We start from the raw sequence: 18,338 nt of genomic DNA, 5'->3' as shown, positions 1-18,338 counted from the left end.
GGCTGGGTTCAGGCCAAGGCGGCGCGTATCCTGGGCCTCACGCCGCGGCAGGTCGGCTATGCCCTGCGCCGGCATGGCATCAAGCTGAAACAGTTCTAAACGTCCTGAGGACTTCAAACGTCAGGCCGGGGATGCCCCTCGTCGCGCTCTGTGCGCCTGAGACGCGGCGCCACTCGCGACTCAGTTCGTTTGACCATTGTCGGAAGCCTGACAAAATTGTGTCGGAGCAAACCGTCAGAATCGGACACGAAAAGCCAACACATTGAGTTGAATCGTTTTTTAAGAGTGGCATCGCTCTTGCGTTTTGAGCTGCGACGCTCACCCAGCAATGGAGCCGTTCGATGTCCGAACCGATGATTTCGCTTGAGAGCCTGACCAGCACGAAATCCTTCGACCAGTTGCTGGCGACTGCGAAATCCGGCGGCTGCACGTCTTCATCCTGCGGCTCGTCCGCAAAGCCGGACGACATGGATTCGGCTATCTGGGAGAAGATTAAGGATCACCCCTGCTTTTCAGAGGAAGCGCACCACTATTTCGCGCGCATGCACGTCGCGGTCGCCCCAGCCTGCAACATCCAGTGCAACTATTGCAATCGCAAATATGACTGCGCCAACGAAAGCCGACCTGGGGTTGTCTCGGAAAAGCTGACGCCCGAGCAGGCGCTGCGCAAGGTGATGGCGGTCGCCAACAAAGTGCCGCAGCTTTCCGTGCTCGGCATCGCCGGACCGGGCGATGCCTGTTACGATTGGAAGAAGACCAAGGCCACGTTCGAACAAGTCGCCAGGGAAATCCCTGACATCAAGCTGTGCATCTCCACCAATGGGCTCGCGCTGCCGGACCATGTCGCCGAGCTTGCCGACATGAATGTCGATCACGTGACGATCACCATCAACATGGTCGACCCGGAAGTCGGCGCAAAGATTTATCCTTGGATCTTTTATGACCACCGCCGCTACACCGGCATCGAAGCCGCCCGGATCCTGCACAAGCGACAGATGTTGGGCTTGGAAATGCTGACCGCGCGCGGCATTCTTACCAAGATCAATTCGGTGATGATCCCTGACATCAACGACGAGCACCTGATCGAGGTGAATAAATGGGTCAAGGAGCGCGGCGCATTCCTGCACAACGTCATGCCGCTGATTTCCGACCCGGCCCACGGTGCATATTACGGCCTGACCGGGCAGCGCGGCCCAAATGCGATGGAGCTAAAGGCTCTTCAGGATCGTCTCGAAGGTGGCGCCAAGTTGATGCGCCATTGCCGGCAGTGCCGGGCCGATGCCGTCGGCCTGCTCGTCTCGGATCGTGGTCAGGAATTCACGCTCGACCAGATTCCCGGCGAGGTCACCTACGATCCCAGCAAGCGCGAGGCCTATCGGGAGGTGGTCGCGCGTGAGCGCGGCGATCACGTGGCTGCTAAGAGTGCGGCGACCAGGATGGTCAAGGCAGCCGGCTCCGGCAAGTCGCTGCTCGTCGCGGTGGCGACTAAGGGTGGCGGCCGCGTCAACGAACACTTCGGCCATTCGAAGGAATTCCAAATTTATGAGGCCTCGCCGACAGGAATCAGCTTCGTCGGGCATCGCAAGGTCGAGCAGTATTGCCGCGGCGGCTGGGGCGAGGACGCCACCCTCGACGGCGTCATCGCTGCGCTCGCAGGCATAGACATCGTGCTGTGCGCTAAGATTGGAGATTGCCCCAAGGATCAGCTCACGGGAGCCGGAATCCGAGCAATGGACGCTTATGGCTATGACTACATCGAGACTGCGATCAGCGCGCTTTACACCGCCGAGTTTGGGGTCGAACCTCTGGCGGCAACGGCATGAGCGGTCTCATACCAACCGAAACCGGAGTCGAAAAATGGCCTTCAAGATCATCGCATCCCAATGCACCCAGTGCGGTGCCTGCCTGTTCGAATGTGCCTCCGGCGCAATCAAGTTCAAGGGTGAAACCTACGTGATCGATCCGGACAAGTGCACTGAATGCGAGGGGGTCTTCGATACGCAGCAATGCGCCTCGGTTTGTCCGGTGCCGAAGACCTGTGTTCCCGCGATCTCCAATTCGGCTACCGACACGGTTGGGGCCGCCTCCTGAGGAGGCCTCGAACTTCTCTATTGACAAGCTGCAGCCGCCAGAAAGGAACGGCCATGGGCCTCGGACGCGAACAGGAGGTCGAAATCCGCAAGCCTCCACGATTTATGCCGGGTGAGCGGGTCCGTGCCACACGCAACATCAGTAATGACGGAACCTATCCTGGCAGGGAGATCGGCGAAAACCTCGTGCGAAAGGGAGACGACGGTTATGTGCGCGACGTCGGCACCTTTCTCCAGCAGTTCTACATCTATGCGGTCGAATGGGTCGATCGTGGTACCGTCGTCGGCATGCGCGCGCGTGAACTGATGAGTCTCGACAAAGCCGGGTCTCCTTGCAGTGCCGAAACCACGGTTGGTCCTAGTGAAGGAACAGCCAGATGAAGGTCATGATCCGCAGGACTGGCGCCGGCTTGTCGGCGTATGTTCCCAAGAAGGATCTCGAAGAGCCGATCATCGAGGTCGAGAATGAAGATTTGTGGGGCGGCGCCGTAACGCTCAGGAACGGCTGGCGGCTCGTCCTGCCCGACCTTCCGCAGGGTACGCGTCTGCCGATCACCGTCGAGGCAAGGAAGATTTCCGACGAGGACTGAGGCTGCCGGTTGACAGGATGACAGCGGCAAGAGGAAGCGAGCATGAACACGACCCTTACCTCGGGCCATCTCTTCGTCATGCAAAACAGTGATGCCGAAAAGAGGCTTGACCTGCTGAAGGAAGCGCTCGCCGCCGATGAGATCATCCCCCTATCCCGATCCGGGTCTCCTGCGGCTCAGCTCCGCGGAACCGCCTGTACCGCACACGCGGGCGCCAGCCCCGTCCAAGATCCGCACCAATATGTGGTCGGTCGCGCAGTTCATCGAACAGCGCCAGCATCGTCGGACGCTTCAAGCTTGGATCGCCGAGCTATTCGCAGCGCTGGCGGCACCGACCGTCCTCCACGCCTGGCCCGCAACGCTGCCGCTGTCCCTCATCGTTGACAGCTGGTATGACAGCGCCATGCGCGCGGCCCTGGCAGAAACCGGCCGAACGGACCTCGTCGAGATACAAGGCGTCACGCGGGCGAATGAAATCGGCAACATTTGGACGAAAACCTACGATTTGTTTGAGAGGGAACTCAAACCCGGATCAGCGGCAAAGACAATTCTCTGTACGCGTCAGGGCAGGTTGGGACGTCATCGCTCAAGCCTCACCTGCTGCGTCGCTCATCCTGTGCGCGATCTCCCGTCGAGATCTCGGCTCAAGGATGACTTTGAGGCCGCAAACGAGACGAGGTTGGAGAAAAACCTCTCCGTCACGAGCGCGAGCGCGGTTCCGGTCCCGCTGAGGAGCACAGTTTTATGCTCCAGGATGACAGCAGGTTGGGACTGGCGCGCTGAGGCGCCGAGCAGCGGCGGATCCTCAGAAGGATCAGCTGTGAGCGGCCGAACGCACGCAGTGAGGGTGCGGCGGGAGGGACGGAGCGGCGCAACGACGGTTCCAAACGGCACATCCGTCGTTAGCAGAGCCTCAGTCATGTGCGCTGTCAGGCGTTGGGGCACAAACCAGTTCTCAGCCCTCGCGAGCGACAGAGGGCCACGCATGATGCGAACCTGCCGGAAATGGACGGTGTCGTCCGCAGCGGGAGCTAAAGCGGCTCTCACGTCGTCCGGCACGGCGGACAGCACTTGCCGCTGACGGCACTCGACGCTGATCGGTCCCTGCGAGAGACCATGCTCGTCACACCAGGCCAGGAGGGTTTCGGTGGCGGTTGCCCCGGCGATCAGGCGGGTGCTCAGGTCCTGAATGAGAGCATCGGTCGCGGATCGTGCCGTCATGACGGTCAGGGCTCTTCCGCACCGGCCGTGGCCTGCCGATTGATGACATGCGAGACCAACTCTAGCTCGTGATCGGCCAGAGCTGTCGGTGGAGGGGTCAGGAGCACGTTGTCGATCAGGCGGGTGGTCCCGACATAAGCGGCGACACACAGGGCGGCGGGACGCTCCACCAATCCTGTGATCGCCGCCAGCGTCCCGGCATCTCGCAGCTCGAGATACTGCAGCTGATCGACTTCCGTTATTTGGGCCCGCGCCGTCTCGACCAGCCTCTGGCTGTCCCGCTCACCCTCCTGGAAAGCCGCCTGGGCGGCAAACAGGCCCTGGCTGAGGCAGCGGGCCCTCTCGCGATCGGCGGAGCTCAGATAGCTGTTGCGGCTGCTCAGGGCGAGTCCATCGGGCTCGCGCACGGTCGGCACCGTCACGATCTCGACGCCTAAGTTCAGATCCCGCACCAGCTGCCGGATCACGGCACATTGCTGAAAGTCCTTCTGGCCGAAGAAGGCCACATCCGGCTGCACGATGTGGAACAGCTTGGTGACGACCGTCGCCACCCCACGGAAGTGTCCAGGCCGAAAGGCGCCGCATAGCGGCTCAGCCACGGGCCCGGGTTCAACGTAGATCTGAAACCCAGGCGGATAGATCTCGCTCGCATCCGGCACGAAGATCAGGCTCACACCCGCCGTGCGGCAGAGTTCGTGATCCCGCTCCAGCGCGCGCGGGTAGCGATCGAGGTCCTCGGTTGGGCCGAACTGGGCGGGGTTGACGAAGATGCTCACCACGGTGATGTCGCAGTGGGCGACGCTCTCCTGGATGAGTGCGCGATGGCCCTCGTGCAGGAAGCCCATGGTCGGCACAAAGCCCACCCGCAGGCCTGCAGCGCGGTAGCCTTTCAGGCACTGGGTCAGGGACTTGATCGTGCGGCAGGTAAGCATCGGGAGGCCTCAGACGCTGGTCGTGGACAGGGGTGGCGCCCAGGCGGACACCGCCGCCTGGGCTTCGGCCGGCAGGGCATAGGTTTCGGCAGCTGACGGAAAGACGCCGCGGCGCACGTCCTCGGCCCAGTGTGAGAGCGCCTGCTGCAACAGATCAAAGCCGTCGATGTAGGTGCGCACGAACTTGGGCCTGTGTCCCTGTGTCAGCCCGAGCACGTCGTGCAGCACCAGCACCTGGCCGGAGCAATGCGGGCCGGCCCCGATGCCGATCGTGGGGATGCTCAGGCTCTGAGTGATCCGCGCCGCGAGCTCCGCAGGGATGCCCTCGAGCACGAGCGCAAAGCAGCCCGCCTCCTGCAGCCGATGCGCGTCCTCCAGGATCCGGAGGGCGTCGTCGGCTGCCCTGCCCTGCACCTTGAAGCCGCCCATGGCATGCACGCTCTGCGGCGTCAGGCCCAAGTGCCCCATCACCGGGATCTCGCAGTCGATCAGCGCGCGGATGGTAGGCAGGCGCTTGGCGCCGCCCTCGAGCTTCACGGCGCCGGCGCCCCGCTGCAGGAAGCCACCGGCATTGCGCAAGGTGTCCTCCAGACTGAGATGGTAGCTGAGATACGGCATGTCGGCCACGAGCAGGGCGCGTGGACGGGTGCGCGCCACTGCTTCGAGATGATGGTTCATCATCGCCATGCTGACCGACAGCGTGTTGTCGAAGCCGAGGCACACATTGCCGACGCTATCGCCGACCAGGATCATGTCGACCACAGGATCAGCCAAGCGGGCCGTCACGGCATCATAGGCTGTGGTCATCACTAGCCGTCGGCCCTCACGAGTCCACTGCTGGAGCAGCGGGATTGTGACCGCTGGTGCATCCGATGAGGAGAAATGACTCATCACGTTATCCTTTGCTCGAGCAGTTGCACTAATCGGAAGTCACTTTCTTGACCCCGATCAGATCAAGGCAGCATCCGCCCCGTGATAACCGTCATGGATCAAGCTCACGTCTGCATAATATATATATAGCACACGACATATCTTTCCCAACATGCTCGTAAGCTTGATTGGCCCTGCTGGTACAGAAAATGCATGCACGGTTATCAAGTCAACGCACTCGCATGGCCGCTGGATAGCCAGTAGTAAGTCATATTTAGTTGCTCGACTTACTACCGTAGCAGCCAGCCGAACTTCAAGAGACGCATATCCTATAATTCTTCTCTCGCTTAGTGCTTTCTTCTCTTGTCGGGCGTGACAAACAACGCATACCGATCGGACTCGGCACCATAAGACAAGAGCGGCTGAACTGACCTCGAGGTGCGATCCTGCCTGTCATGTTTGTCGAGAGCAGCAAAGACTGCTCGGGTCTCCTCGCGAAACGTCGCTTTGCACTGCTCGGGCGCCCGATCCTAGTCGCGTGCGTCCTCCTGGATCTCGTAGAGCGCCCGAGCCACGGCGCCATTTCCTGCAGGTTCATTGCATCAGGTCTCCTTTATGCTCGGCCGAAAGGGGGCAGTCTGCTTTCGTTTCAGATGAGCGCACCGCGAGCGCTTGAGCCGTCACGCGTTGTTTCACCCATCACGCCTGGCTCGCTGCCTTGTTGCCGAGCGCCGCCTGCGCGGCCGCAAGGCGCGCGATCGGCACGCGATAGGGCGAGCAGGACACGTAGTCGAGCCCGACCGACTGGCAGAAGTGGATCGACGCCGGATCGCCGCCATGCTCGCCGCAGATGCCGAGCTTGATGGTGCTCCTCGTCTTCCTGCCGCGCTCAGTTGCGAGCTTCACCAGCTCGCCCACGCCTTCCTGGTCGATGGTGACGAACGGATCGGCGGGCAGCAGGCCTTTTTGCGTGTAGGGACCGAGGAACGAGGCTGCGTCATCACGTGAGATGCCGAGCGTCGTCTGCGTCAGATCGTTGGTACCGAAGGAGAAGAACTCCGCCGATTCCGCGATTTCGCCAGCACGCAGAGCCGCGCGCGGCAGCTCGATCATGGTGCCGACCTGATACTCGACCTTCACGCCGGATTCCTTGGCGACAGCTTCCGCCATGGCGACGATGCGATCCTTCACGAGGTCGAGCTCCGGCTTCGTCATGACCAGCGGTACCATCACTTCCGGCACAACGGGCTGACCGGTCGTGCGGCCGGCCTCCACCGCCGCCTCGAAGATGGCGCGCGCCTGCATCTCGGCGATCTCCGGATAAGCCACCGCCAGACGGCAGCCGCGGAAGCCGAGCATCGGGTTGAACTCGTGCAGTTCGATCGCGCGGCGCTTGAGCTTGTCCACCGGCGCATTCATGGCCTTCGCCACGTCCTCCATCTCCTCTTCCGAGTGCGGCAGGAACTCGTGCAGCGGCGGATCGAGCAGGCGGATCGTGACGGGCAGGCCGCTCATGATCGTGAACAGCTCGACGAAGTCCTTGCGCTGCATCGGCAGCAGCTTGGCGAGCGCCGCGCGACGGCCCGCCTCGTCATCGGAGAGGATCATCTCGCGCACCGCCACGATGCGGTCGCCCTCGAAGAACATGTGCTCGGTACGGCACAGGCCAATGCCTTCCGCCCCGAAGGTGCGGGCGGTCTTGGCGTCAAGCGGCGTTTCCGCATTGGCGCGCACCTTCATGTGGCGCACCTTGTCGGCCCAGCCCATGAGCGTTGCGAACTCGCCGGAGAGTTCGGGCTCCAGCATCTTCACCTGACCGAGCAGCACCTGCCCGTTCGAGCCGTCGATGGTGAGGACATCGCCTTTTTTAAGCGTCTGTCCTGCCACCGTCATGGTCTGCGCGGCGTAATCGACACGGATCGAGCCCGCGCCGGAAACGCAGGGCTTGCCCATGCCGCGTGCGACCACCGCCGCGTGCGAGGTCATGCCGCCGCGCGTGGTGAGAATGCCTTCGGCCGCGTGCATGCCGTGGATATCTTCCGGCGATGTTTCGACGCGCACGAGAATGACCTTGCGGCCTGCCTTCTTCGCGGTCTCCGCATCATCCGAGTTGAACACGATCTCGCCCGAAGCCGCGCCCGGCGATGCAGGCAAACCGCTCGCGAGAATCTTGCGCTCGGCCTTCGGATCGATGGTCGGGTGCAGAAGCTGGTCGAGTGCCGCGGGCTCGACGCGGGTGATCGCTTCTTCCTGCGTGATCAGGCCCTCGTTGGCGAGCTCCACCGCGATGCGGAGCGCCGCCTTCGCGGTGCGCTTGCCGTTGCGGGTCTGGAGCATCCAGAGCTTGCCCTTCTCGACCGTGAATTCCATGTCCTGCATGTCACGGTAGTGCTTCTCGAGAATGCCGTAGATGCGCACCAGCTCGGCATAGGCCTGCGGCATTGCCTGTTCCATCGAGGGCTTGTCGGAACCCGAGGCGATGCGCGCGGCCTCCGTGATGTCCTGCGGCGTGCGGATGCCCGCCACCACGTCTTCTCCTTGAGCGTTGATGAGGAACTCGCCATAGAGCTGCTTCTCACCGGTCGAGGGATTGCGGGTAAACGCCACGCCCGTGGCGGAGGTCTCGCCCATGTTGCCGAACACCATGGCCTGCACGTTCACCGCCGTGCCCCAGCTCGCCGGAATGGAGTGCAGCTCGCGATACTTGATGGCGCGGTTGTTCATCCACGAGCCGAACACGGCGCCGATGGCGCCCCAAAGCTGCTCCTGCGGATCCTGCGGGAAGGGCTTGCCGAGTTCCTTCTGGACCAGATCCTTGTAGCGCGGGATCAGGCTCTTCCAGTCGGCGGCGGTAAGATCCGTGTCGAGGGTGTAGCCCTTGCGGTCCTTGAACTCGTCGAGCACCTCCTCGAAGTGGTGATGGCCGATATCGAGCACCACGTTGGAATACATGGTGATGAAGCGGCGGTAGGAATCATAGGCGAAGCGCTCGTCGCCCGCACCCTTGGCGAGCGCCTCGACAGTGACGTCATTGAGGCCGAGATTGAGCACCGTGTCCATCATGCCGGGCATAGAGGCCCGCGCGCCGGAGCGGACGGAGACGAGAAGCGGGTTCTGGGCATCACCGAAGGTGCGGCCCGTGAGGCGGCCGACGAAGTCGAGGGCCTTCTCGACCTGCCCCTTCAGTTCCTGCGGATAGGAGCGGCCATGGTCGTAGTAATAGGTGCAGACTTCGGTGGTGATGGTGAAGCCCGGCGGCACCGGCAGCCCTAAGTTGGACATTTCGGCGAGGTTCGCCCCCTTGCCGCCAAGCAGGTTCTTCATTCCCGCCTGGCCTTCGGCCTTCCCGTCTCCGAAGGTGTAAACCCACTTCCATTGCGACATTACTTCGCCCTTGTCATATGTTCATGCACGACGTCGGCAGCGACAGCCAGCTCAGTCTCGCTAAACTCAAAGCAACCACAGCTGTCGATCGTCTCGCCAATATCATGGGAGTAAACCTCCAGCCAGAACGGCGGAATGTACGACGGACCATCCTCCGACCTCGGCATCTCGGTCAGCCGGATCTCCACACTGCCGAACCGTGCAAGTGTCGTAGTCCGCGTGCCATTGGGTTGCTCCGGCGTCGTGGCCAACTGAACATAGGCCTGAAGGATTTCTTGCTCGAAGTAATCGGGCTTAAGTGGGGTCGAATAGAAGGACTCCAGGAGTTTGGGCCTGGGCCGCGGTCCTTTGGCATTGTACACCCGCTGCACTGGTGCACGGCTATTCTGCCAAACAGAGAGACTTTGGCTATCCACGACGAGCCTCCAAGATGTACGGGCGCTGCGGCGCGCCGGTGTAGAGCTGGCGCGGGCGGCCGATGCGCTGGGACGGATCCTCGATCATCTCGCTCCACTGGGCGATCCAGCCCACCGTGCGGGCGAGCGCGAACAGCACCGTGAACATCGAGGTCGGGAAGCCCATCGCCTTCAGCGTGATGCCCGAATAGAAGTCGATGTTCGGGTAGAGCTTCTTCTCGATGAAGTACTCGTCCTTCAGCGCGATCTGCTCGAGCTCCATGGCGACATCGAGCAGCGGGTCGTCCTTGATGCCGAGCTCGTTGAGCACCTCGTGGGTGGTCTTCTGCATGATGCGGGCACGCGGATCGTAGTTCTTGTAGACCCGGTGGCCGAAGCCCATGAGGCGGAACGGATCGTTCTTGTCCTTCGCCTTGGCGATGTACTCGGGAATCCGGTCGGGCGTGCCGATTTCTTCCAGCATCTTGAGGGCGGCTTCGTTCGCACCGCCATGGGCAGGGCCCCAGAGGCAGGCAATGCCGGCGGCGATGCAGGCGAAGGGATTGGCGCCCGAGGAGCCGGCGAGACGCACCGTCGAGGTCGAGGCGTTCTGCTCGTGGTCGGCGTGCAGGATGAAGATACGGTCCAGAGCGCGCGCGAGGACCGGGTTCACCTTGTATTCCTCGGCAGGCACCGCGAAGCACATGCGCAGGAAGTTCGAGGTGTAGTCCAAGTCATTCTGCGGATACACGAAGGGCTGGCCGATGGAGTACTTGTAGGCCATGGCAGCCAGCGTCGGCATCTTCGCGATCATGCGCATGGACGCGATCATGCGCTGGTGCGGATCCGAGATGTCGGTCGAGTCATGGTAGAACGCCGAGAGCGCGCCGACGCAGGCCACCATGATCGCCATCGGGTGAGCATCGCGGCGGAAGCCGGTGAAGAGCCGGTTCATCTGGTCGTGCACCATGGTGTGGCGCGTGACGCGGTAGTCGAAGTCGGCCTTCTGAGCCGCGGTCGGCAGCTCGCCGTAGAGCAGCAGATAGCAGGTCTCGAGGAAGTCGCCGTGCTCGGCGAGCTGATCGATGGGGTAGCCCCGGTAGAGGAGAATGCCCTTGTCGCCGTCGATATAAGTGATCTTCGCCTCGGTGGCGGCTGTCGAAGTGAAGCCGGGATCGTAGGTGAACATCCCGGTCTGCGCATAGAGTTTCGAAATATCGATGACGCTCGGGCCGATCGTGCCCTCCATCACCGGTAGTTCCACGGCCTTGTTGTCGACTGAGAGTGTGGAGTTGGAACTCATGGATAAATCGTTCAGGTAAGTGGGCAGAGCCCGTGATCATCGGGAAATGTGAAAAGGCTGGTTGTACTCTAGTGTAACCTGCCGTGCATCTCCGCCTCACGGCGGCGCGCATGGAGAACCCACTCGGTGTAGCCGTTGGGCTGCTCCACGCCCTTGAAGATCAGGTCGCAGGCCGCCTGGAAGGCGGGTCCGTCGAAGCCCGGCGCCATGGGCCGGTAGAGCGGATCGCCCGCATTCTGCCGGTCCACCACTTCCGCCATGCGGCGCAGGGTCTGCATCACCTGGTCCTGCGTGACGATGCCGTGGCGCAGCCAGTTGGCGAGGTGCTGGCTGGAGATGCGCAAGGTCGCGCGATCTTCCATCAGGCCGACATCATGAATGTCCGGCACCTTGGAGCAGCCGACGCCCTGGTCGATCCAGCGCACCACGTAGCCGAGAATGCCTTGGCAATTATTGTCGAGCTCCTGCTGTACGGCATCCGGCGCCCAGTTCGATTGCGACACCGGAATGGTGAGAATGTCGGAGAGCTTTGCGCGCGAACGCGACTTCAGCTCGGCCTGACGCGCCTGCACGTTCACCTGATGATAGTGCAGCGCGTGCAGCGTCGCGGCCGTTGGCGACGGCACCCAGGCGGTGTTCGCGCCTGCCTGCGGATGGCCGATCTTCTGCGCCAGCATGTCGGCCATCTTGTCGGGTGCGGCCCACATGCCCTTGCCGATCTGCGCGTGGCCCGGCAGGCCGCAGGCGAGACCCACATCCACGTTGTTGTCCTCGTAGGCCTTGATCCAGGCCGTCGACTTCATGTCGTTCTTGCGGATCATCGGGCCGGCTTCCATCGAGGTGTGAATCTCGTCGCCTCTTGGGGCTGCCACACCCGAAGTTGGTGGCTGGCTCACGAGCGGCGCCGTTCTATCGTGAGGCCCAGAGCCCATCCGCTCCACGACGGAATCGAACGATCGGCTGCCTTCCCCAGGGACAAGACGTGTCTCCGAGCGCGAACTGCTCGATCCCCACGTGCTTTCGGCTCCAGCATCCCCAACGTGCGATTTCCCAGCTCGGCCAATGCCCGTCATATTCTACCTCCAATCAGGTCGAGAATGCTCAGCCTGCCTGGATAGACTGGCTGGCTGACGAGTAGCTGACGAAGAGCGTTTTTTCCGGATGCACAAGAAAACCCAGATCACCGAGGGTTGTAATTCCAAGGGTTCTGGCGTGCTGCTGGAGGCAGCGGGGATGACCGCGTCATGTCGGATAGTCAGCTGCAGTGCATGACCGCGGCCTGGTGCTGCCTCGCCGTGACGGCGATCCTGAAGAGTCCGCCCTATGCCGGCTGCTTTGTCTATAGGGACTTGGCAAAGATCATCCCGAGTAGCGGAGCGCCGTCACGAGAATGCTCGCGTCCTGAAACGGACTGGTGGATTGTGGTGAGGCAAAAATACCCGGCGAATATCGATTGGCAGACCTTCGGCTGCCGCACGGACTCTGTCACGGGAACTGAAGTGAAGCAACAAAGGAGCTGAAGGTCGATCTCGTCAGGCAGCAACTGTCGCTTGATGCCACTGGGCTGCCGCCCCGGTCCTGAAGCGGCGCAGGGTGCGGCGGGGGATGAGATGGCACCGGAGGTTGAACGAATTGTAAACGGCAGAATGGGTGGAGAGGACGCGCTGGGCTGATCCCGCCGACTTAAACCCTTGCCTCTTCCGTTCCCGTCGTCGCACCACCTGGTGCGAGTTTTCCGCCCGGTTGTTCTTGCGCAAGCCCTGCTCATGGCGTGCCGAGAGGCCCAGCTTCCGTTGGGCTGCCCCGTAGGACGGCAGCTTGTCGCTCACGAGTAAACTTGGGGTGAGTTCAATTGATCAGCGCAACAGCTTCGGCCAGCATAGCGCCAGGGGTTCTGAAGCCAAGGGTTTTCCTTGGCCGGGTGTTGAGTTTGAGTGCAATCGCGTCAAGATCATCCTGGCTGTGGACGGACAGGTCCGATCCCTTGGAGAGATACTGGCGTAACAAGCCATCGGTGTTCTCGTTGCTCCCACGTTGCCAGGGACTCTGCGGATCGCAGAAGTAGACGTCCATGTCAGTCGCGACGCTAAACCGCTTGTGCTGGGCCAGTTCCATGCCTCGATCCCAGGGCAGCGACGCCATCAATCCCTGAGGTAGTTGCTGCACCTGACGAACAAGAGCCTTCACCACATTGTCGCTGTCTTTCCCCTCCACATGAACCAGCATGACAAACCGAGATTGGCATTCAACCAGGGTGGCAATATGCGTGTTCTTGCCGCCAGCAAGCAGATCGCCTTCCCAATGCCCCGGCACGGTCCGATCCTCGATTTCAGGAGGGCGATCTCTGATGGAGACAGCATCAATGATCTGGCCTCTCGGCTGGCCGGCCGTGCTCGCTGTCTTGCTGCGCCGCATGACCCGTCTGCTTCGCAGATGGCGGGTCAGCTCCTTGTGCAGGACGCCGCGGGCTTGAATGAACAGGCTCTTGTAGATCGTTTGATGGGATACGCGCATGGTCCTGTCATCGCGATGTTCAGCCTTGAGCCACCCTGAGATCTGCTCGGGGGACCATTGGTTCTGGCGCTTTTCGGCTACCACACCCTGGAGGGACCTGTTGATTGCCAGAAGGCAAGCTTTCGGACGTAAACTTTGTTGCCACGCACGCTCATCGGCTCGCGTGGCACGAACCTCCTTCGGCCCCCATTCCGACGGACTTCCCGGCTGATGGTCGAGGGTGACCGCCCAAGCCGGTCCGCGATCTGGTGGAACAACCACCCGGCTGCGAGGCCCCGCGATATCTCCTCGCGTTCTTCTGACGCGAGCGAAAGCCGAGAGCATGTCCTCAACGATGGAACAATGACTCCTTTGGCGAGCACGACGCCAAAGACTGAACCGGCCTGCTTGCCAAGAGCACGGCCGATGTCACTCAGCGACCCGCCAGCTTTCCACCGGGCCCAGAGTTCTCTTTTCTGCTCTGCCGACAAGCCCGGCCGCCCCATACGCGCCATTATGGATCCTTTCAGGCACCGAAAAATCGATTATGGTGCGCTGACCCCTTGAATCCATCCACCGCACGGAGGTCCTCTCCAAGGCGGGCACCGAAAGCGAACATTGTGCGGGCATGCCGGGCGAGGAGTTCCCCTGCCACTGTTGGCGTTACGCCCCTCGCACCCCGGGTCAGAAGTTGGACCCCGAGTTCCGTCTCCAGATCTTGGATGCGTTTCGCAGCGGCCGAAACGGCGATGCCGCACTTTTCGGAGGCACGTGTAACGCTCCCGCACTCGATTGCAGCGAGAAAGATACGCAGGGTCGTCCAATCCGGCAGGTTCATTGGCCTATATTCGGCAATGCGCTCCTTCGTGCAAGGACCGCCTCAGGAAGCCGATCCTCTTTGGCGTGACCACAAGAATATCTCTTTAAGTCTCCTATGGGGTCAAAAGCTGTCTCTAAGCGCAGCCATGTAAAGGTCCGCTGATCGCGCGGTTGCGGACGTTCGGCTGCCCGGCGCAACGTGAGTCGAGGCGTTTGGATGTTCGAAGTTCGCCCGCTGTTCCCCGTGACGTTGCCCGAAAGAAAAGGGGCACGGCACTGCAGGCACAGAAGAATTCCAAAACCCTTGCCGGTTAAGAGTTTGAGGTGGTGAGCGCGCTGGGACTCGGACCCAGGACCCGCTGATTAAAAGTCAGAGTGTCTGGCTCGGAGATGTTCGGCCGCCGTTCAATGCCCCGGCAGGGTCAGGATCTTCGGGCTCTTCGGCAGTGTGGCGCGCGACAGGGTGATGGCTGCCGTGTCGCTGAACTCCACCGGAAAGTGCTCCCGAGCCGAGCTGAGAAAGCGGTTGAGGGTCGATGGCCCGAAGAAGTGCATCGGAATCATGAGCGGTGCATTGATCGCGCGCAGCACCTCCATCATGTCAAAGGTTTCCAACGTGTAACCGCTATAGATCGGCACCAGGAGAACATCAATGCGCCCCAGCCTCTTCAGGTGCTCGGGCGAGAGGGTGTGATGGGCGTTGGTGCAGGGATCGTGAATTTTGCGGATTATGGTCTTTGATGCCGTCCTTTATGAGGTGGTTCCAATGCGACGGACGGATTTCGGGCGTGCGCATGCCAGCATGCGATTGAGGACGGTGCAGCCGATGGCGACCTCTGTCTGCTGGCGCCGAACGACCGCGCCCTCAACCGTCTCCCGATGATGGCCTTGTATCGGCCGATGGCGGTCTCGACCAGAGACCGTTTGCCGTAACCCGTGACGGCTTGTCACTTCATCCGGCCGTCTGTGGTGATCGCCGCGATATGACGGTCTCGTTGACTGGAGGGCTCGGTGACCGACCTTTCCACCGCGTTGACGCGCGGCGGAATGACGACCATGGCGCCGACGCTGTGACTGGTGACGGCGTCGTAGGTCGGTTTGCCGTCATAGGCGCCGTCGGCGGTGAACTGCCCGATCGGCACCGCGATCTGGTCGAGCAGCGGATCCACCTGCGAGGCGTCGCCGGTGTCCTGATCAGTCATCACATGGGCTACGATCTCGCCGCTGTCGGCGTCCAGCGCCAGATGCAGCTTTCGCCATCTCCTCCGCGACCTGGCGCCGTGCTTTTCTTCCAGCCACTGGCCGGCGCCGTAGACTTGGAGCCCGGTGCTGTCGATAAGGACGTGAACAGGCCCTTCTCCGGGAATCCGGCGACCCTGCCGTCCTTCGTGATTGCCAGGTCCGTGCTCGCCGGCTGAGGGTGGTATGATCAGGCACGGCGAGATCCAATCCCATCAACTCAAGCACCGATGTGAGCAAGCCCTCCGTCTGGCGCAGCCGCAGGCCAAACACCAGGCCAACGGTCAGGGCCGTTTCGATCGCCAGATCGGAATAACGCGGCTGCCCGCCACGCGTCGTCCGCTTCGCCGCTTGCCAAGACGACAGCGCCTCCGCGGTCATCCACAGCGTCAGGCTGCCACGCCGGTGAAGACCTGCCTCATATTCCGCCCAGTTCGCCACCTTGAACTTCATCTTGCCGATACGATGGCGGCGGGCAGCATTGTGTTTGAAAGGCATGGCGGCGACCAACGGGCTGTTTCGATGACCGCTCGACTACACATACACCGCTAACGATTCATGCACCAACGCCACGGTGCACCGTCCTAGAATTCGGGTTGCCCTTGATCTACGTCAAGGATTACTCCTTCCAATCCTGTAGCCTCTCCTCTGCGTTCATGGAGATATCCCATGCACAGACTGAACGGGTTATCGGCGGTTGCGCCGCGCTTCTGCTATGACGAGCGAGCCGCTAAAGGGTCGAGAGGAGATCAGTTTGAGCTTTCTTGAAACGAGTTTGCAGCTGTTTCAGCAAAAATATGCGCCTGATTTAGGTCCTGAACAATACGCTCACCACACTGGAGTCGACCGGGATGGCAATCCAATGAGTGGCGCGTTGTTATGGGCTAAGGCTGAAGCTCAGAGGATCAGTAATGCGCTCGTCACTGGCACAACCAATATGGTGGATGCGGAACTCAAATTGACCCAAAAACTTCACGAGAGAGTGAGAGATTATGTTCAATGGTATCATCAGGACGAACGATGTCGTAAAGGGGTGTCGGTTCTGGAGTATGGGCCCGGAACATTGCGAGCCTTCCAACAGAAAACGCTTCCCCTTATAACAGGTCTGCGCGGCGAAACGTCACGTTGCACGCTCGTAGACCGGTCAAAAGAGTTCCTCGGGGACATAGCGCAAATGTCGTCCGCTTTGGGGTTGAAAATCGAGTTCATACGCGACGATATATTCTCTGGGCGACGCTATTTCTGCGACGATGAAGCGGCATTTGTTGTCATGTTTGGCCGGACATTTGGAAATCTTGCCGCCCCAATAAATGATACGCCCCCCATGGAGGCGGTTGTCGAGACGCTGAAGAAGATATCGAATAGTGCGAAGAGGTGCTGGGTTGCGATCTCAATTGGCTCAGATCTGAGGAGGGATGTGGCGAAGTCCTACTATGAAACGCATCCTGAATTTCAGCTAAACGTGTTCTATAGAATGAAGGCAGAACTGCCGGTTGACGCTAATTTCGATCCAGAGGCATTTGAGTATGAGTCGGATGTAAGAGGTGAAGACCAATTCATGCAAGTCATACACACTGCGGTGGTCAAAAGGGATCTGGACTTTTGCCTTGGTGGTAAAGAGATTATACTGTTAAGTGGTGATCGACTGCATCTAAAGAACTCATTTTCTTTTTCTGAGTTGTTTTTCAAAAAATGTGCACACCGAGCGGGCTTTGTGTCAATCGATGTGCTCTCAGACAACGCCGGCTCAGACATTCACGTGTTAGAGAAGGTGAATTAACAGAACAAAAAATGACCATGAGGCGTCAAGTCTCGGTCGCGACCACGCTGAAACGCTCGAAGGGCGGCCAGTTCGCGCTGTATGCCAAGGCTTTGCCCGGCAATTCCTATGACGGCCACACCCTGGCGACCGTCATTCCCGACATCGAGAAAACCATCGGCAATGAGATCGAGCGCATGCTCGCCGACGCCGGCTACCGCGGCCACAATGCCCCCGAAAACCACCGGTTCCGGGTCTTCACCAGCGGCCAGAAGCGCCGCGTCACGCCGGCGACCAAGTGCGAGATGCGGCGCCGCTCCGCCATCGAGCCGGTCATCGGCCATGTCAAGGCAGAGCACCGCATGGGCCGCAACTATCTCGCTGGCGAACACGGCGATGCCATCAATGCCGTCCCGGCCGCTGCAGGCTACAACTTCTCGCTCCTCCTCAACTGGCTGAGGATGCTTTTGTGGCTGCTGCTGGCCTGCCTCCACGGCAGAGCGAAACCGCGCGCCGCCTAGCGCCGATCATTGTTCACGGTCGACAAACCGAGAAACGGTCGCAATCGTCCGCCACTCGTTGTTCGGCGACGGCGCTCGCATCATCGCAGCTGTTCCGACAGCGTTATTCATACAGCCGGGTCCGACCACGCTCAGTGCCTTTGAGCGATATCCGACAATTCTGTCGGCTTTGCCGATTTACATACGGCGCCTTGGCCGGCATCGCCAGATGCTAATCCCTATGATTGCGGGGCGTAAGGGCGGCCCGTCATCCGATATGCAACGGTACGAGGGTTAAGCCGGCCCAGCCGGTGCAGAGCCTCATGCATAGGAGACCGGCCTGATGAAGCATACCAGATTTGTGGAGTTGGATGTCCACAAGGACCAGATTTCAGTCGCGGTGGCCGAGAGCGGGCGCGGCGGCGCCGTGGAATACCTCGGTCAGATTGCCAATGATCCGGCGGCCATCAGCACGCTCCGCGCCCGGCTCGCGCGGCCCGGCACCACCCTATCGTTCTGCTACGAGGCTGGTCCCTGCGGCTATGGTCTTCATCGCTAACTGACCGGCCTCGGCCATCGCTGCGAGGTAGTGGCCCCGTCCTTGATCCCCACCGAATCGGGGGACCGCGTCAAGACTGACCGCTGCGATGCCACCATACTGGCCCGTCTCCAGCGAGCGGGTGAGTTGACACCGGTCTGGGTGCCGGAATGAGGCGCATGAAGCCATGCGTGACCTGATCCGC

16 protein-coding genes and 6 pseudogenes are annotated in these 18,338 nt (G+C 61.1%); 10 read left to right on the top strand and 12 right to left on the bottom strand.

The window, feature by feature from the left end:
• The 6 genes and pseudogenes from DC522_RS28060 to DC522_RS36400 form a co-directional block, all read left to right on the top strand.
• Nucleotides 1–99 (top strand): helix-turn-helix domain-containing protein (locus DC522_RS28060; protein WP_133239389.1); only part of this gene is annotated, 99 nt, incomplete at its 5' end.
• A 242-nt stretch (nucleotides 100–341) separates the two neighbouring features.
• Complete coding sequence (nifB, locus tag DC522_RS28055) at nucleotides 342–1,823, top strand: nitrogenase cofactor biosynthesis protein NifB (protein WP_116531841.1); 1,482 nt, start codon at nucleotides 342–344, stop codon at nucleotides 1,821–1,823.
• Between the two features lie 34 nt (nucleotides 1,824–1,857).
• Entirely contained in the window at nucleotides 1,858–2,091 is a 234-nt protein-coding gene (locus tag DC522_RS28050) for a 4Fe-4S dicluster domain-containing protein (RefSeq protein WP_116531840.1), read from the top strand.
• A gap of 53 nt (nucleotides 2,092–2,144) precedes the next feature.
• A complete protein-coding gene (locus DC522_RS28045; RefSeq protein WP_116531839.1) occupies nucleotides 2,145–2,471 on the top strand; it encodes a nitrogen fixation protein NifZ in 327 nt (108 codons plus the stop codon).
• The gene (nifT, locus tag DC522_RS28040) at nucleotides 2,468–2,680 is read left to right on the top strand and encodes a putative nitrogen fixation protein NifT (RefSeq protein ID WP_047189144.1); all 213 of its coding nucleotides are present in this window, start codon (nucleotides 2,468–2,470) and stop codon (nucleotides 2,678–2,680) included. The genes DC522_RS28045 and nifT overlap by 4 nt, the downstream gene beginning before the upstream one ends.
• A 42-nt stretch (nucleotides 2,681–2,722) precedes the next feature.
• Nucleotides 2,723–3,248 (top strand): annotated as a pseudogene (locus DC522_RS36400) (SIR2 family protein); the annotation flags it as partial.
• 41 nt (nucleotides 3,249–3,289) lie between these two features.
• On the opposite strand, the gene DC522_RS35085 reads toward DC522_RS36400, so the two are convergent.
• The 7 genes and pseudogenes from DC522_RS35085 to DC522_RS28005 form a co-directional block, all read right to left on the bottom strand.
• Complete coding sequence (locus DC522_RS35085) at nucleotides 3,290–3,901, bottom strand: hypothetical protein (RefSeq protein ID WP_165820344.1); 612 nt, start codon at nucleotides 3,899–3,901, stop codon at nucleotides 3,290–3,292.
• 5 nt (nucleotides 3,902–3,906) lie between these two features.
• Entirely contained in the window at nucleotides 3,907–4,833 is a 927-nt protein-coding gene (gene panC / locus DC522_RS28030) for a pantoate--beta-alanine ligase (RefSeq protein WP_116531838.1), read from the bottom strand.
• 9 nt (nucleotides 4,834–4,842) lie between these two features.
• Nucleotides 4,843–5,724, bottom strand: a complete 882-nt coding sequence (gene panB / locus DC522_RS28025; protein WP_116531837.1) for a 3-methyl-2-oxobutanoate hydroxymethyltransferase — start codon at nucleotides 5,722–5,724, stop codon at nucleotides 4,843–4,845.
• Nucleotides 5,725–6,402: 678 nt separating this feature from the next.
• On the bottom strand, nucleotides 6,403–9,087 hold the full coding sequence (ppdK, locus tag DC522_RS28020; protein WP_116531836.1) for a pyruvate, phosphate dikinase: 2,685 nt from the start codon (nucleotides 9,085–9,087) through the stop codon (nucleotides 6,403–6,405).
• A complete protein-coding gene (locus DC522_RS28015) occupies nucleotides 9,087–9,503 on the bottom strand; it encodes a hypothetical protein (RefSeq protein WP_116531835.1) in 417 nt (138 codons plus the stop codon). Before DC522_RS28015 ends, ppdK begins: the two co-directional genes overlap by 1 nt.
• Nucleotides 9,496–10,785, bottom strand: coding sequence for a citrate synthase (gene gltA, locus DC522_RS28010; protein WP_116531834.1), 1,290 nt, complete (start codon nucleotides 10,783–10,785; stop codon nucleotides 9,496–9,498). The genes DC522_RS28015 and gltA overlap by 8 nt, the downstream gene beginning before the upstream one ends.
• 68 nt (nucleotides 10,786–10,853) lie before the next feature.
• A pseudogene (locus DC522_RS28005) lies at nucleotides 10,854–11,642 on the bottom strand (malate synthase G); the annotation flags it as partial.
• Between the two features lie 387 nt (nucleotides 11,643–12,029).
• Between DC522_RS28005 and DC522_RS37545 the strand changes: the two are divergent.
• Nucleotides 12,030–12,305: a recombinase family protein gene (locus DC522_RS37545; RefSeq protein ID WP_116531833.1), complete on the top strand. Its 276-nt coding sequence runs from the start codon at nucleotides 12,030–12,032 to the stop codon at nucleotides 12,303–12,305.
• A gap of 12 nt (nucleotides 12,306–12,317) precedes the next feature.
• On the opposite strand, the gene DC522_RS27995 is transcribed toward DC522_RS37545, so the two are convergent.
• The 5 genes and pseudogenes from DC522_RS27995 to DC522_RS27975 form a co-directional block, all read right to left on the bottom strand.
• On the bottom strand, nucleotides 12,318–12,614 hold the full coding sequence (locus tag DC522_RS27995) for a DDE-type integrase/transposase/recombinase (RefSeq protein ID WP_165820345.1): 297 nt from the start codon (nucleotides 12,612–12,614) through the stop codon (nucleotides 12,318–12,320).
• 19 nt (nucleotides 12,615–12,633) lie between these two features.
• Nucleotides 12,634–13,793, bottom strand: a pseudogene (locus DC522_RS27990) (IS30 family transposase).
• 11 nt (nucleotides 13,794–13,804) lie between these two features.
• Nucleotides 13,805–14,116, bottom strand: coding sequence for a LysR family transcriptional regulator (locus DC522_RS37540; RefSeq protein ID WP_116531831.1), 312 nt, complete (start codon nucleotides 14,114–14,116; stop codon nucleotides 13,805–13,807).
• A gap of 386 nt (nucleotides 14,117–14,502) precedes the next feature.
• Entirely contained in the window at nucleotides 14,503–14,817 is a 315-nt protein-coding gene (locus tag DC522_RS27980; protein WP_256369932.1) for an MBL fold metallo-hydrolase, read from the bottom strand.
• A 30-nt stretch (nucleotides 14,818–14,847) separates the two neighbouring features.
• Nucleotides 14,848–15,834: pseudogene (locus DC522_RS27975) on the bottom strand (IS5 family transposase).
• Nucleotides 15,835–16,090: 256 nt separating this feature from the next.
• On the opposite strand from DC522_RS27975, the gene DC522_RS27970 reads away from it, so the two are divergent.
• The 3 genes and pseudogenes from DC522_RS27970 to DC522_RS36395 all read left to right on the top strand — a co-directional run.
• A complete protein-coding gene (locus tag DC522_RS27970; RefSeq protein ID WP_245444625.1) occupies nucleotides 16,091–17,116 on the top strand; it encodes an L-histidine N(alpha)-methyltransferase in 1,026 nt (341 codons plus the stop codon).
• Nucleotides 17,117–17,142: 26 nt separating this feature from the next.
• Nucleotides 17,143–17,616: pseudogene (locus tag DC522_RS27965) on the top strand (IS5/IS1182 family transposase); the annotation flags it as partial.
• Nucleotides 17,617–17,938: 322 nt separating this feature from the next.
• Nucleotides 17,939–18,338 (top strand): annotated as a pseudogene (locus tag DC522_RS36395) (transposase); the annotation flags it as partial.

Origin of the sequence: Microvirga sp. KLBC 81, assembly GCF_003075415.1 — a bacterium.
Taxonomy (GTDB): Bacteria; Pseudomonadota; Alphaproteobacteria; order Rhizobiales; family Beijerinckiaceae; genus Microvirga.
The sequence above is the reverse complement of the archived record's forward strand: the minus strand, read 5'-3'. Positions and strand labels throughout refer to the sequence as shown.

Excerpts from the sequence above, each read along its gene's own strand:
- nifB (WP_116531841.1), top strand. The coding sequence starts at position 342 with ATGTCCGAACCGATGATTTCGCTTGAGAGCCTGACCAGCACGAAATCC.
- nifT (WP_047189144.1), top strand. The coding sequence starts at position 2,468 with ATGAAGGTCATGATCCGCAGGACTGGCGCCGGCTTGTCGGCGTATGTT.
- DC522_RS37545 (WP_116531833.1), top strand. The coding sequence starts at position 12,030 with ATGTCGGATAGTCAGCTGCAGTGCATGACCGCGGCCTGGTGCTGCCTC.
- gltA (WP_116531834.1), bottom strand. The coding sequence starts at position 10,785 with ATGAGTTCCAACTCCACACTCTCAGTCGACAACAAGGCCGTGGAACTA.
- DC522_RS28050 (WP_116531840.1), top strand. The coding sequence starts at position 1,858 with ATGGCCTTCAAGATCATCGCATCCCAATGCACCCAGTGCGGTGCCTGC.
- panC (WP_116531838.1), bottom strand. The coding sequence starts at position 4,833 with ATGCTTACCTGCCGCACGATCAAGTCCCTGACCCAGTGCCTGAAAGGC.
- ppdK (WP_116531836.1), bottom strand. The coding sequence starts at position 9,087 with ATGTCGCAATGGAAGTGGGTTTACACCTTCGGAGACGGGAAGGCCGAA.
- DC522_RS35085 (WP_165820344.1), bottom strand. The coding sequence starts at position 3,901 with ATGACGGCACGATCCGCGACCGATGCTCTCATTCAGGACCTGAGCACC.
- panB (WP_116531837.1), bottom strand. The coding sequence starts at position 5,724 with ATGAGTCATTTCTCCTCATCGGATGCACCAGCGGTCACAATCCCGCTG.
- DC522_RS28045 (WP_116531839.1), top strand. The coding sequence starts at position 2,145 with ATGGGCCTCGGACGCGAACAGGAGGTCGAAATCCGCAAGCCTCCACGA.
- DC522_RS37540 (WP_116531831.1), bottom strand. The coding sequence starts at position 14,116 with ATGAACCTGCCGGATTGGACGACCCTGCGTATCTTTCTCGCTGCAATC.